Below are 13,003 nucleotides of genomic sequence, written 5' to 3'. Positions count from 1 at the left end.
AGGACGCAGGGCTCGCAGAGGGGGCCGTGTGTGTATGGCTTGAAGATCCACCTAATGGGGCATGGCCAATTTAGACGATGCTCACTGAAATATTCGTTATTGGCCCATCCTCAACCCCGTCACGCGTTTTGTGCCGGGGCCTTCTCAATGCCCGGAGGCGCCCCCTTTGACCCACCTCGACCCCGTCCCAGGCCCAGACGGCACCGCCCTGCAGGACGGTGAACCGCGCCCGTGGGAGGACCCGGCCGCCGCACGCGCGGAGATCGAGCGCCTCGCCGCCGAGCTGGCAGGCCACGCCGCGCGCGTCGCCGAGCTGGAGCCCGCCGCCGCCGAGCTGCACCAGCTCCAGGAGGCAGGCAAGACCGAGGCCCAGCGGCTCACCGAGCGCGCCGAAGCCGCCGAGCGGCAGGCCGAACAGACCCGCGCCGAACTGATCCGCGCCCAGGTAGCGCACTCGCGCGGCCTCACCGAGCGCCAGGCCGCCCGCCTCGTCGGCACCAGCCGCGAAGAGCTGGAGGCGGACGCGGACGAACTCCTCGCCGACCTCGCCCCCGGTCACCGCCTGATGCAGCCGGACCCCTCGCAGGGCTCATCCGGCCAGCACACCGCCGCCGACCCCGCCGCCATGTTCACCGGGATCCTCCACAACTCCCTTCACCGCTAAGGACAGCACCACCATCGCTACCGTCACCCCGATACAGACCGGCAACGTCCCCTCGAAGCTGCTGCCCCCGGAGATCACGGGGCCGATCTTTGATCAGGCTGTGGAGTCCTCGGCCGTCATGCAGCTCGCGCGCCGCGTCCCGCTGTCCCTCACCGCCGAGACCGCCATCCCCGTATCCGGCGACGTGCCCCTCGCGGACTGGGTGGATGAGGCAGGCGCGAAGCCTCTCGGCTCCGGCTCCCTTTCCGTGCGAACGATGCGCGGTAAGAAGGTCGCCGTCCTGGTACCCGTCAGTGCCGAAGTGGCGATGACCAACCCGGCCGGCGTGTACCAGCAGCTCCAGCGCGACCTGCCCACCGCACTCGGCCGAGCCTTCGACTACGCCGCCATCCACGGCAAGACCATGACCGGCGGGAAGGGCCCGTTCGAGGACCACCTCACCGCCACCCCCAACACCCAGGTACTGGGTACGGCCACACAGGCCAAGGGCGGTATCTACGCCGACGTGGTCACGGGCCTCAAGTCCGTTGCAACGGCGGGCTACGACGTCAACGGCTTCGTGGCCGACCCGCTTCTGAAGCCGGAAATGCTCCTGGCCACCGACACCACCGGACGACCGATGTTCGTGCCGGACCCGGCTGGCCAGGGCACCGTCTCCCGAGGCTCCCTCATCGGCTACCCCATCGCCTACAACCGGGGCGTGGGCGGCAAGCTCAACCGGCAGTCCACTACCGCGGACACCGGTCTGCGGGCGGTCGCCGGTGACTGGGACCAGGCCGTCTACGGCGTCGGCATGGACATCACGATCAAGACGACCGACGTCGGCACCTACACCGACAGCGATGGACACGTGCACTCGGCCTTCCAGGAAAATTTGGTCCTGATCTTGTGCGAGGCCCATTACGGGTTCGCGATCGGCGATACGGAAGCCTTCGTCACGTACACCACGCCGCCCGTCGCCCCGAAGGGCAAGCCCCCGACGCAGGACAAGTTCGCCCTGGCCGCATAGCCCCACCCACCCCACGCCCGCTCGGTTCCGAAAGTCTGGGGGTGGGGCATGGCGCCTCGGGTGACACCTCAGGAGCTCGCGGATTTCCTCGGCCAGGACGTCCAGGACGACCGCGCGGCGCTGATCATCACGCAAGCCGAGGCCCTGTGCCGCGCCGTTGTGAGTCCGCTCCCGGAAGGGGCGGGCGCCGTAGTGCTGTCCGTAGCCGCCCGCGCCTACGCCAACCCGCAGGGGCTCGTGGCGGAGACGGTGGGCCCGTACAGCGTCCAGCGCCCCCAGTCGCAGGCTGGTCTGTATATGACCCGCGACGAACGCCGCTCGTTGAAGCTCATGGCGGGCAGGGGCGGCGCATTTTCGATCAACTCGACCCCCGCAGGAGCGGGCCCACCGCCGGGCCGTCCGGAGCCTTGGGATCTTCCGTGGTGGTACGGCCAGTGACGGCGACCGCCGCGCCGATCCCCATGTTCGGCGAGACGGTCACCGTCCTGCGTCCTGGTCCGCCCGTGCGGGACGTCTACGGCAACGACGTGGACGGCGCCGCCGTGGAGCTCCCGGTGCCCGGGTGCGCTATCGCCCCCGGGAGCGCCGGCGCCGGTCCTGGGACCGGCGGGGAGATCCTAGGCGGCCAGGACACCGTCACCGTACATCTGGTGATCTACGCCCCCGCCACCGCCGATGTCCGGCCCACCGACCGGCTCCGCGTCCGCGGAATGGCGTACACAGTCCACGGTCCGGTCGAGGTCTTCCGCTCACCCCTGACCGGCACTACCGCCGGCGTGCAGATCACTGCCCGCCGTGTGAGTGGCTGACCCTCCGGCTGTGGTCAGAAGAAGGGGATGATGACCTTCCGTACCCCGGAGGTGACCAGATTGACGGTCTTGTCGATGCCGCCTTCGTCGCTGGCCAGCCACAACCCCGAGAAGGAGTCGGGGGTTACGGAGTAACGCCAGTCGTCGTCCCCGTGCACTTGGCCGAGCGTGGGCCACCAGTTCTGCACCTGCTGATTTTCGCTCCACCTGATATCGAGGGCGCGCATGCACCAACCTGCCCGGGCTCCGGAATTGTCGTGGAACAGGCGTGCCTTCTTGAGGTTTCCGATGTCATCGATGGTCACTTCGTAAACAGCGAGGTCGCCCTGCTCGAAGTCGTCCTTGCCGGGCTTGTCCAGGGGTATCTCGGGGCTCTTTCCTTTCTCCCCGATCAGCTGGATTTTCACATTCGCGTCGGTACCCGCATTGGCGACGTTGGCGGTCTTGATGGTGATGCTGTAGGTCCTCTTGTCGGACAAGACGCCTCCTTGAGGTGATGAGCAGTCCCAGGCACGCTAGGCCCCGAATCGATCAAAGCAACAGGTTGGATCACGTCAACATTAGAAGGAGGGGGAGCGTGCCACCGAAGGTGAAGATCCAGCGGTCCGGCCTGCGCGAGCTCCTCAACTCATCCATGGTCGCCGCCTACTTGCTCCAGACCGCCGACCAGATCAAGGCGGTTGCCGAGGCCACCGCCCCGACCGGCGTCGGACAGTACAAGACCTCATTTTCGACCGAAGCGCGACGGCGTATGGGTGCTGCCAAGGACCGCACCGGCGCTGTCGTGATCAACGACGCGGCGCACGCGCGGTTCGTGGAGTACGGCGGACAGGACACCCCCGCCCGCCACACCCTCCTGCGCGCGGCTACCAGCGTCCGTGTCCCGTGAGCTGGCCGGACGCAGAAGCGGCCCTCGTCGCTTGGCTCGCGCCGCAGCTCGGCGTGCGGGTGTGCACCGACACCCCCGCCGACCTGGACGCCGTCGTCCCGCTGGTGCGACTGCGCCGCGTCGGCGGGAGTGATGACGGCTTCCGCCTCGATCTGGCCGTGATGGACATCGAGGCATTCGCAGCCACCCGTGCCGAGGCCACCGACCTCGCCGCGCGCATCCGTGACGCACTGCTGACCGACCTGCCCGGGTCAGCCCCGACCGTGGCCGCCGTGTTCACCGCAGCATCCACCATCTCCGCTCCGTCCTGGCGACCGTGGGAAAACCCCGGCCTGACCCGGATGGGCGCGACCTACGCCGTCCGCCTCCACGCCAGGCCCTGACGGCCGCCCCCTCTCCCCGCTCCGGCGGGGCTTCTCGTTGAAGGACATTCCCTCTTGGTACAGATCACCCGCGCCGCCGACCTGTCCATGGTCGGCGCCAACGGGGGCGGCTGGGTTGCCCCGCTCGGCACCACAGGCCCCACCACCCTCGGCACACCCCCGGCCCCTTGGACGGGCCTGGGCGCCATCTCCGACGACGGCCTGAAGTACGGCGTCGACGAGGACCACAAGGAATTCCAGCCCTGGGGCGTGACCAGCGCCTTCCGCACGCAGATCACGAAGAGCGTCCGGACTTTCGGGCTCACGCTGTGGGAGACCAACAGCCCCATCGTGAAATCGATCATGTTCCGTGTGCCGGTCGCCGACCTGGCCCCGGGCGCGGACGGAACAGCGTCGTTCGCCGAGACGGCGTCACCCAGTCCGGACCGCCGGGCCTGGTACTTCCTCGTGGCCGACGGCGACACCATGAGCGGCTTCTACGTGCCGTCCGGCGAAGTCACCGACCGCAGCGACGTCACGTACAAGAGCGAGGAGATGGCGGGTTACGACATCAAGGTGACCGCGTACCCGGACGCCGCCAACAACACCGTCTACCACACCTTCACGGCGAAGATCCCGACCGTGCCGAAGGAACCGCCGGCGCCCAAGAGCTGACCACCCGCCGCGCCACAGTTCCGCATCCCCACCCCACCCGGCACAACCGGCTGAACCCGTAAGGACCCCCTCATGTCTGTGACCACCAACGCCCCGTCCCACGCCGACCACGCGACGGTGGGGCAGGAGACCGACGCCACCCCCGGCTACGTACCGGTCGAGCTGGCGGGATACCCCGTCCGCGCGCTCCCCTCGCAGCGCTGGCGCGCCTCGCACCTGCGCGCCCTGAACACCGGTGACCTCGACGCATTCGCGGAAGGCGTGCTTCACCCCGATGACGTCGACGCCTGGTACGACGGCGACCCGACACAGGACGAGATCGGCGCGTGGGTCGCGCAGGTCGCCGAGGCCGGTGGCGAGTCGCTGGGAAAGTCCAGTGGACCGCGCGCGTCGTCGAAGACCACCCGGAAGCGGTAGAGGCCGACTTCCGGAGGTACTACCCCGGTACGGATCTGCTTGACCTGTACCGGGGTCGGCTCACCTGGCGACAAGTGCGGGTGCTGATCGAGCATTTGCCGCCGGAGTCGGCGACCGTGACCGCCCTGCGCAACGCCGCGCCAGCGGACGACCTGGACGCCCAGGCCGAGCGCGCCGACCCTTCCCGGGGCCGCTGGTCACAGACGGAACTGCTGCTCGCGCAGGCCATCGACGCCGTCCATCGCCTCTCCCACTACTACGCGCTGGTCAACACCAGCGACGGCAAACGACCGGAGCCCCCGCACCCCGTCCCGCGCCCCGGCGTCCGCCCCGCGCCCGACCGCCCCCGCATCAGCACGGCAGCGGCAGAAACGCTGTTCCAGATCATCAACGGCACCCACACGCCACCCCCGTAACCCCCGCCCGCACGGCGGCCACTCCAGCACGTAAGGAGGGCCGCCGTGGCGATCGTCCTGGGGTCCGTCGAAGTCCAGGTCATCCCGACCGTCCAGGGCATCACGCAGCGCCTGAAGTCCGCGCTCGCGCAGCCTGCCACGACCGCCGGCCACGATGCGGGCCGGATCGCCGGGCAGGCGTTCACGCAGGCCATGACGGCCGGTGTCGGTGGCGGCGCGCAGATCGGCACCACCCTCGGCCGGGACATCGCCGCCGCCCTCGCCCCGGCCATCCGTAACGCGATTCCCGATGCCGTCCGCCAGGGCGGCACGCGGGCCCGCCGGGACGCTACGCGGGAAGGCGACCAGTCCGGCGGCGCCTTCGCCCGCAGCTTGAAGGCCCGGTTGGAGGCCGCGTTCCGGACGCTGCCACGGCTCCAGGTCGGGGCGGACACCGACGAGGCCGACGCCGACCTCCAGGCCCTTCGCGTCCGCATGGAGGCCCTGGCCAATCGCACGATCGGCGTCGACATCGACGCCGAGTCGGCCCGCGCGGAAGCCGAGGCCCTAGAGGCCGAGCTGACCCGGCTCGGTGCGGCTCACCCGGACGTCACCATCCGCGCGGATACCGCAGCCGCCCGCGCCCACCTTGCCGCCGTCCGCGAGGACATCGACCGCCTCACCGCCCGCCCCGGCGTCATCCGTCTGGAGACCGACGGCGGATTCGGGGCACGCCTGCGGGCACAGGTCCAGGCCGCGCAGGCCGCCCTGCCCGAAATCAACATCACCGCGGACACCGCCCCCGCCCGCGCTGAACTCGGCGCGCTGCGCGCCCAGCTCACCGCACTCGCCACCGCGCGGATCGGCATCGATGTCGATGCTGCCGCCGCCATGGCGCAGATCGAGGCGGTACAGGTCCGCCTGGCCGCGCTGTCCGCCTCCGACGCGGACATAGACGTCCGGGTCGATGCCGCGCAGGCATCCGCTGCCCTGGCCGCCGTCCGCGCGCAGGCCGACGCCCTCGACGGCAAGCGCATCGATTTCGACGTCTCCCCGGCACTCCTGGGGACCACGGGCCTGACCCTCGCCCTGGCCGGGCTCGCCGCCATCCCTGGTGCCGAGATCCTGGCCGGGCAGGTCGCCGGCCTGGCCGCCGCGACCATCGTGGCCGCCTCCGGATTCGTGGCCCTGGGCGCCGTCGCAGCACCGGCGATCATCGGGATTGCCCAGGCCCTCCAGGCCAAGAAGGCGGCCGAGGACGCCGCCGCGTCGGCTACCGACAACGGCGCCCGCGCCGCCGTCGCGGCCACGCAGCGCGCCGCGCAGCAGGAAGGCGCAGTCCGGGCCCTGGCCACCGCCCAGCGCACCGCCGCCGAACAGATCGCCGCCGCACAGCGGCAGGTCACCCAGGCCGAGGACGGCGTCAGTCGCGCTGAACAGCAGCTCGCCCGCGCCCAGGACGACGAACGCCGGGCCCAGCACGCCCTGACGCAGGCCCGCGCGGACGCCGTGCGGCAGTTGGAGGACCTGACCAACCAGCTCGCCGACTCCGCCCTGTCGGAGCGCGCGGCGACGCTTCGCCTGACCCAGGCCAAACAGGACCTGGACAAGGTGCGGGCCGACCCGGCCGCGAGCCAGTTGGAGCGGGACCAGGCCCAGCTCACCTACGACCAGGCCGTCCAGGGCCTGAAGGAACAGTCCCTCGCACACAAGCGGCTGGAGACCGACGCCCGGAAGGCGACCGCAGCCGGAATCGACGGCGCGGACGGGGTGCGACGCGCCCAGGACGCCGCCGCGCAGGCACACGAGCGCGTCGCCGACCAGGCCCGCGCCGTCGCCGACGCACAGGCCCGCGTCGGCGACGCGGTCCGGGGTGTGGCCAGGGCGCAGGCTGCGGCGGCCGACACGATCGCCAATGCTCAGCGGCAGGTGGCAGCCGCGCAGGTGCAGACCGCCGACGCCACGTCGGCGGCCGATACCGCCGCGCGGAAGTACCAGCGGGCACTGGATGCCCTGTCGCCGTCGGCCCGCGCGACCTTTGACGCGTTCGTCGCGCTGAAGGCCGCGTTCAAGGACTGGTCGGCCTCCCTACAGCCGGAGGTCATGCCGCTTTTCACGCGCGGCCTCGACGGCGCCAGAGCATCCCTGCCCGCCTTCACCCCGCTGGTACGTGCTGCGGCGGCCGGCGCCCGCGATCTGATGGACGCCACCTCGGCCGACTTCAAAACCCCTTTCTGGGACCGGTTCCGCGATGACCTGACGAAGTCCCTGCGTCCGGCAATCCGCAACACCGGCACGGCCCTTGGGCTTCTCTTCAAGGGGTTCGCCGGGATGCTCGACGCTGCCCTCCCGCATACCGAGAGTTTCACAGCGCGTCTGGTCGACCAGGCGAAACGATTCTCTGAATGGGGCGAACGGCTCCGCGACTCGCCGGGGCTTGCCGCCTTCCTCGCGCGGATCCGTGAGAACGGGCCGATCGTCGGCGGCGTCCTGCGCGATATCGGCGCGATGCTCGGCCGCCTGTGGGCGGCCATTCAGCCGATGTCCGGGGTAACCCTCCTCTTCGTCGGCGACCTCGCGCGCCTGGTGGCCATGGTCCCTCCGGGGGTCCTGGAGGCCATGGCGGTTGCGCTGATCTCCATCAGCCTCGCCCTTAAGGCGGTCGCCGTAGCCGAATGGCTCGTCAACTCTGCCACGAGCGCGATGGCGCTGGTGATGCAGGCGACGCCGATCGGCTGGACGGCCGACGTCATCCTCCTGGTCGTCGGCGCGCTTGTCGCCCTGGGCCTGGCCGTGGTCTACGCCTGGCGCCGATTCGAATCGTTCCGCGACGGCGTAACCGCATGCTGGGACGTCATCAAGGCGGACTGCATTGTTGCGTGGCTGACGGTCATCAAGCCGGTCTTTGACTCGATCGCCAACATCGTCATGTCCACCGTCGTACCCGCCTTCATGTGGCTGTGGACCAACGCCCTCAGCCCCCTCTTTTCGTGGCTTTCCATTCAGCTCCCCCTGATCTGGGCGACGTATGTAAAGCCCGCTTTTTCCTGGCTCGCTGAATTCATCATGACGCGCGTCGTCCCGGCCGTCATGTGGCTGTGGCAGAACGCATTCGCCCCCGCTTTCCAGATGATCGGCCAGGTCGTCTCCACGGTCTGGACCGGCGTGCTCCAGCCGGTCCTGTCTGCCCTGTGGGCCGTCATCGCGAACACCCTGGTGCCCGTCGTCCGGGACTTCGCCATGACGTGCGTGTTTCCCATGTTCCAGTTCATCGGGCAGGTCATCAAAACCGTGTGGCTGACCGTGATTTGGCCGACGCTCCAACTGTTCTGGAGCTTCATCAAGAACATCCTGTGGCCGGTCATCGTCCTCCTCTATGACGCCGTGGTGAAGCCGGTGTTCGCGCTGATCGGAGCGGCCATCGCGGCGGCTTGGTCCTACGTGATCCAGCCCGCCGTGAGCGCTTTCGCGGCCTTCCTCAAAAGCGTGCTCGGACCGGCCATTTCGTGGCTCTACCACAGCGTCGTCAAGCCCGTATGGCGGTGGATAGGCGACGCCATTTCGTGGGGCTGGGAAAACACCATCCGCCCGGCATTCGAGGCCCTCAAGACCGGGCTCGGGAACATTTCCTACGCCTTCGCTCACGCGAAGGACGCCATTGCCATCGCATGGAAGAAGATCGAGGGCGCCACGAAGGACCCGATTAATTTCGTGATCGGCACCGTGTGGAACAAGGGCGTCTTGGACGTCTGGAACACCTTGACGGGCTGGATTCCTGGTATCGGCGACAAGCTGAAAATGGAAAAGCTTCCGCTACTGGAATCCGGCGGTGCACTTCCTGTTCGCCCGGGGGTTTTCAATAGACCGACGGCGATCGTGGGCGAAGGCAACCCGCGTCATCCGGAATACGTCATCCCGACCGATCCCCAATACCGGCCGCGCGCCCTGGCGCTTCTCCAGGCCGCCGGCACCCAGATGCTCGCGAAGGGCGGCGTCCTGGGCTCGGCCCTCGACTGGGGCAAGGAAAGCGCGGGCAAGGCGTGGGACTGGACGAGCGACAAGGCCACCAAGGCATGGCGCGGCGTCCATGGGGCCGCGGACATGCTGGCCCACCCCGGCAAGGCCATGGACGTGCTCTTGAAGCCCGTCCTCGGCGACCTGGACACCCTGGATACGGCGAAGTGGTCACAGATGGTCGGCCACGTCTTCCGAACTCCCGTAACAGGCTTGAAAGACGCCGTCGTTGACTTCGTGAGCGGCTTCTTCTCCGCCGGTGGAAGCCCGCAGATGGGGGGTGACACCGGCGGTAGCGGGGTCACCCGGTGGACGCCGCAGGTTCTCCAGGCCCTGACCATGCTCGGGCAACCGGCCTCATGGCTCGATACGGTCCTCCGCCGCATGAACGACGAAAGCGGCGGCAACCCGAACATTGTCAATGACTGGGATATAAACGCCCAGGACGGCACCCCGTCGGTCGGTCTCATGCAGGTCATCGGGCCGACTTTCGACGCCTACGCCGGGCCTTTCAGGAACACGGGTCCATTCCTTTACGGCACGTCCGTTAATCCGCTTGCTAATATATATTCCGGCCTGAATTATGCGATTCACAGATATGGCTCACTGTCCGCCCTGGATCGTCCGGGCGGATACGACTCGGGCGGCTACCTCCCTCCTGGACTGTCCCTGGTCTACAACGGCCTGGGCCGCCCCGAGCCGGTGTTCACCCCGACCCAGTGGGACATGATCGCCGAGTCCAAGGGGATCAACTCCCAGCCCCCAAGCAGTGGAACACCGGGCAGTGCCCCCGTGATCCACCTGCACGCCGTGCCCGGCGTCCCCACCGAGAACCAGATCGTGTCCGCGCTCCGCTTCGCGGACGCCCTGTACGCCTGACCCACCGGCGCGCGCGCCAACCTCCGTCACTTGAAAGGGGGTTGGCGCGTGCGCTTACTGGCCACCCTGAATTCCCCGTCCGCCGTCGTCCCCACAGGCATTCTGGCCGAGCCCGACCACGCCTCAGCCGACGCCCCGCCCCGGGTCACCCTCACCGCCGGCGGAACTGAGTTCCTGCTGACGGCAGACCTGTCCCACCAAGGGGCCTGTATCGCCATCCTCCCCGGGCCCACCGGCCTGGACGCACCGCCGGTACAGGCCACGGTCAACGAGTACGCGGGCATGGACGGCGGACGCCTGGTGAAGGCACGCGCCACGTCCCGCCGCATCACGCTGCCGCTGCTTCTGTGGGCTCCGACCCGCCCGGAGCTGCTGGCGCTGAAACGCCGGTTCGTCGCCGCACTGGTCGCCGATCGAGGGCCGTGCATGCTGCGGGTGGCGGAGGCCGACGGCACGGCCCGCAGTATCCGCGTCCACTACACCGGCGGCATGGAAGGCGACGAGGGCACCGACGGCGCCGGCCTCACCTTCACCCGGTACGGACTCCAGCTCACCGCCCCCGACCCCTACTGGTACGGCGACGAGCGGGCCGAGACATTCCGCGTCCACGGGGCCCCGCACTTCCTGTCCCACCCCGCCGGGGCCTGGGCGCCCCTGTTGTCCGACACCATGAACAACCCCGCCGCCTGGACCACGACCACCACGGCCGGAACGGTACTCAACGACCGCCGGGTAACCGACGGCCAATACACCCGCCTCCCCGCCGACACCCGCACCGTGGGGACGACCACCGTCCCCTACGACGGGACCAGCCTCTACCGCCTCACCGCCCGGGTACGCCGCAGCAGCAAAGCCGCCGCGGACAGCCGCACGTCCGTCTCCGTCGGTCTCTCCGGCACGGCCGCCGACGGCTCCGCCCTTCCCGGCGGGCCCCGGTTCATCACCGCCGCCGGGCGCCCGCTTGTGGACGGTGAGGGCTGGGTGGAGGTCACCGGGTACGCCCTGGGCTGGAGTGACCCCCACACCTCAGCCGACGGCGGCCACCCTTCGGAGGCCGACCCCGGGACCATGCCCGTCGGCACGGTCACAGTACGGCCGGTCATCCAGGTTGACGGAACCCCCCTGGACACCGACCACCTCACCCTGTCCCGCCTCGACCCCACCGGCACCACCGGGGAGGCGCATGCCGCGCCCTTCTTCCCTCTGCGGATCGCGCCGAGCGTGATCGGGGACGAGGGGATCCCGGTCCAGGTCACCTCTGATGTGGACGCGTGGCCGGTATGGCGGATCACCGGCCCCCTCGGACAGCAGGACTCCGGACAGCCCGTCGTCCCCCTCCGCCTGGCGAACCTCAGCACCGGCAAGGGCCTCACGTTGGCCTACGGCATCCCTGCCGGACGCACCGTCGTGATCGACACGCGCCCCGGCATCAAGGCCGTCTACCTGGAGACACCCCAGGGCGGACGCGGCGAGAACTTGTGGCCGTACCTCGTCGGACCGGCCGCCCTGTGGCAGCTCACCCCCGGTGAGAACCGCGTCTCTCTCACCGCCGCCGGGGCCTCCGAACAATCCGCCGTGTCCCTCACCTACCAATCACGACACCTCGGAGCATGACCGTGCGGCGCTACCGCGTCGACGTCCGTGACGCCGCCCTGCGCCGCATCGGACAGATCGACTCGTACACCTCCTTGGACGTCATCGTCCGCCACCTCGACGTAGGCGCCTGGACTCTCGTCCTGCCCGCCGACCACCCCCACGCGCGACTCTTCACCGCAGGTGGCCAAGGGGTGATGATCTGGTCCGACGACGCCCCCGAACCCCTGCTTACCGGGCCCGTGACCGGCATCCGGCACGACTGGTCCAACAATGGGGGGACACTCACGTTCTCCGGCGTCTGCGACAACGCCCCACTCGCCGCGCGGCTCGCCTTCCCCGACCCCGCCCGCGCCCCCGACTCCGGCAACGGCCGCTACGGCGTCGACTACTGGACAGCCACGGGCCCGGCCGGCGACATCATCACCAACCTCGTCGCCGCGAACGCAGGCCCGACCGCGCTGCCCGGCCGCCGCGTCCCGGGCCTGGACACCGGACCACTCACCGGACTCGGCAGCGCCACGAAGACCTCTCTGCGGTTCGACACCCTTCTCTCCGCGATACAGACCCTGGCGTCCACCTCCAGCCTGTCCGTGCGGATCACCCAGTCCGACCCCGCCAGGCCCCGCCTCGCCCTCCAGATCGGCACGGCGCGCGACCTGCGCGGCCTGGTCCGCTTCTCTCCCGAGCTGGGCAACCTCTCGTCCTTCTCCTACCAGCTCACCGCACCGCGCACGACGCGCGCCATCGTCGCCGCCCAGGGCCAGGGGAAGGACCGGTTCTTCTGGCAGTGGTCCACCCCCGACGCCGAGGCCGAGTGGTCACGGATGGGGGAGACGTTCGTGGACCAGCGGGGCACCGCCATTCCCGCGCGCCTTGACGAGACGGACCCGCAGTTCAAGGCACTGCACACCTCGGCCACCAACGCCCTCCAGCAGGGCGGGGCACAGGCAGAGCTGTCACTGTCCCCGGTCGATACCGACCAGTGCCAATACGGACGCGACTACCGCACCGGCGACACGGTCACCGTGACCACCACCGCCGGGACCGACCTCACATATCCGGTGCGCGAGGTCCACCTCACCGACACCGCCGACGCCAGCACCGTACAGGCCACCGTCGGCACCGAGGCCGCCACCCAAACCCCCGCCCTCTACGCCCAGGTGCGGCGTCTATGGCAGGCCGTGAACCAGCTCAACACCCGCTATTGATCGCTAGCTTGGAGACGACTTGGCCGAGTACTACTTTCCCTTTGACAGCGGCGCTGGGACCACCGTCACGAGTGAGCAGTGGTCCC

The 13,003-nt window shown here is 69.5% G+C and carries 13 protein-coding genes; 12 read left to right on the top strand and 1 reads right to left on the bottom strand.

Annotated features, from left to right (window positions below):
* The first annotated feature begins 166 nt into the window (after positions 1 to 166).
* The 4 genes from AB8O64_RS27620 to AB8O64_RS27605 are packed head-to-tail and all read left to right on the top strand — an operon-like array spanning position 167 to position 2,482.
* Entirely contained in the window at positions 167 to 664 is a 498-nt protein-coding gene (locus AB8O64_RS27620; RefSeq protein WP_370421962.1) for a hypothetical protein, read from the top strand.
* 13 nt (positions 665 to 677) lie between these two features.
* Positions 678 to 1,673 (top strand): phage major capsid protein, encoded by a 996-nt coding sequence (locus tag AB8O64_RS27615; RefSeq protein WP_370423983.1) that lies wholly within the window; start codon positions 678 to 680, stop codon positions 1,671 to 1,673.
* 60 nt (positions 1,674 to 1,733) lie between these two features.
* A complete protein-coding gene (locus AB8O64_RS27610; protein WP_370421961.1) occupies positions 1,734 to 2,111 on the top strand; it encodes a hypothetical protein in 378 nt (125 codons plus the stop codon).
* Positions 2,093 to 2,482 (top strand): hypothetical protein, encoded by a 390-nt coding sequence (locus AB8O64_RS27605; RefSeq protein WP_370421960.1) that lies wholly within the window; start codon positions 2,093 to 2,095, stop codon positions 2,480 to 2,482. Before AB8O64_RS27610 ends, AB8O64_RS27605 begins: the two co-directional genes overlap by 19 nt.
* A 14-nt stretch (positions 2,483 to 2,496) precedes the next feature.
* Here AB8O64_RS27605 and AB8O64_RS27600 read toward each other — a convergent pair whose 3' ends face one another.
* Positions 2,497 to 2,961, bottom strand: coding sequence for a PLAT/LH2 domain-containing protein (locus AB8O64_RS27600; protein WP_370421958.1), 465 nt, complete (start codon positions 2,959 to 2,961; stop codon positions 2,497 to 2,499).
* Between the two features lie 98 nt (positions 2,962 to 3,059).
* Between AB8O64_RS27600 and AB8O64_RS27595 the strand changes: the two genes are divergently transcribed.
* From AB8O64_RS27595 to AB8O64_RS27560, 8 genes are all read left to right on the top strand, one after another.
* A complete protein-coding gene (locus AB8O64_RS27595; RefSeq protein ID WP_370421957.1) occupies positions 3,060 to 3,371 on the top strand; it encodes an HK97 gp10 family phage protein in 312 nt (103 codons plus the stop codon).
* Positions 3,368 to 3,754 carry a hypothetical protein gene (locus tag AB8O64_RS27590; RefSeq protein WP_370421955.1) on the top strand — a complete coding sequence of 129 codons (387 nt, stop codon included), beginning with the start codon at positions 3,368 to 3,370 and terminating at the stop codon, positions 3,752 to 3,754. Before AB8O64_RS27595 ends, AB8O64_RS27590 begins: the two co-directional genes overlap by 4 nt.
* 54 nt (positions 3,755 to 3,808) lie before the next feature.
* A complete protein-coding gene (locus AB8O64_RS27585; protein ID WP_370421954.1) occupies positions 3,809 to 4,408 on the top strand; it encodes a phage tail protein in 600 nt (199 codons plus the stop codon).
* Between the two features lie 72 nt (positions 4,409 to 4,480).
* Positions 4,481 to 4,825, top strand: a complete 345-nt coding sequence (locus AB8O64_RS27580) for a hypothetical protein (protein ID WP_370421953.1) — start codon at positions 4,481 to 4,483, stop codon at positions 4,823 to 4,825.
* An 80-nt stretch (positions 4,826 to 4,905) separates the two neighbouring features.
* Complete coding sequence (locus AB8O64_RS27575) at positions 4,906 to 5,241, top strand: hypothetical protein (protein ID WP_370421952.1); 336 nt, start codon at positions 4,906 to 4,908, stop codon at positions 5,239 to 5,241.
* A 45-nt stretch (positions 5,242 to 5,286) separates the two neighbouring features.
* Positions 5,287 to 10,113 (top strand): hypothetical protein, encoded by a 4,827-nt coding sequence (locus AB8O64_RS27570; RefSeq protein WP_370421950.1) that lies wholly within the window; start codon positions 5,287 to 5,289, stop codon positions 10,111 to 10,113.
* Positions 10,114 to 10,161: 48 nt separating this feature from the next.
* Positions 10,162 to 11,727 (top strand): hypothetical protein, encoded by a 1,566-nt coding sequence (locus AB8O64_RS27565; protein ID WP_370421948.1) that lies wholly within the window; start codon positions 10,162 to 10,164, stop codon positions 11,725 to 11,727.
* Entirely contained in the window at positions 11,724 to 12,917 is a 1,194-nt protein-coding gene (locus AB8O64_RS27560) for a siphovirus ReqiPepy6 Gp37-like family protein (RefSeq protein WP_370421946.1), read from the top strand. Before AB8O64_RS27565 ends, AB8O64_RS27560 begins: the two co-directional genes overlap by 4 nt.
* The last annotated feature ends 86 nt before the right edge of the window (positions 12,918 to 13,003 follow it).

This window comes from Streptomyces sp. QH1-20 (assembly GCF_041283565.1).
Classification (GTDB): domain Bacteria; phylum Actinomycetota; class Actinomycetes; order Streptomycetales; family Streptomycetaceae; genus Streptomyces; species Streptomyces syringius.
Note: the sequence above shows the minus strand (reverse complement) of the source record. Positions and strands in the feature narration are given on the sequence as shown.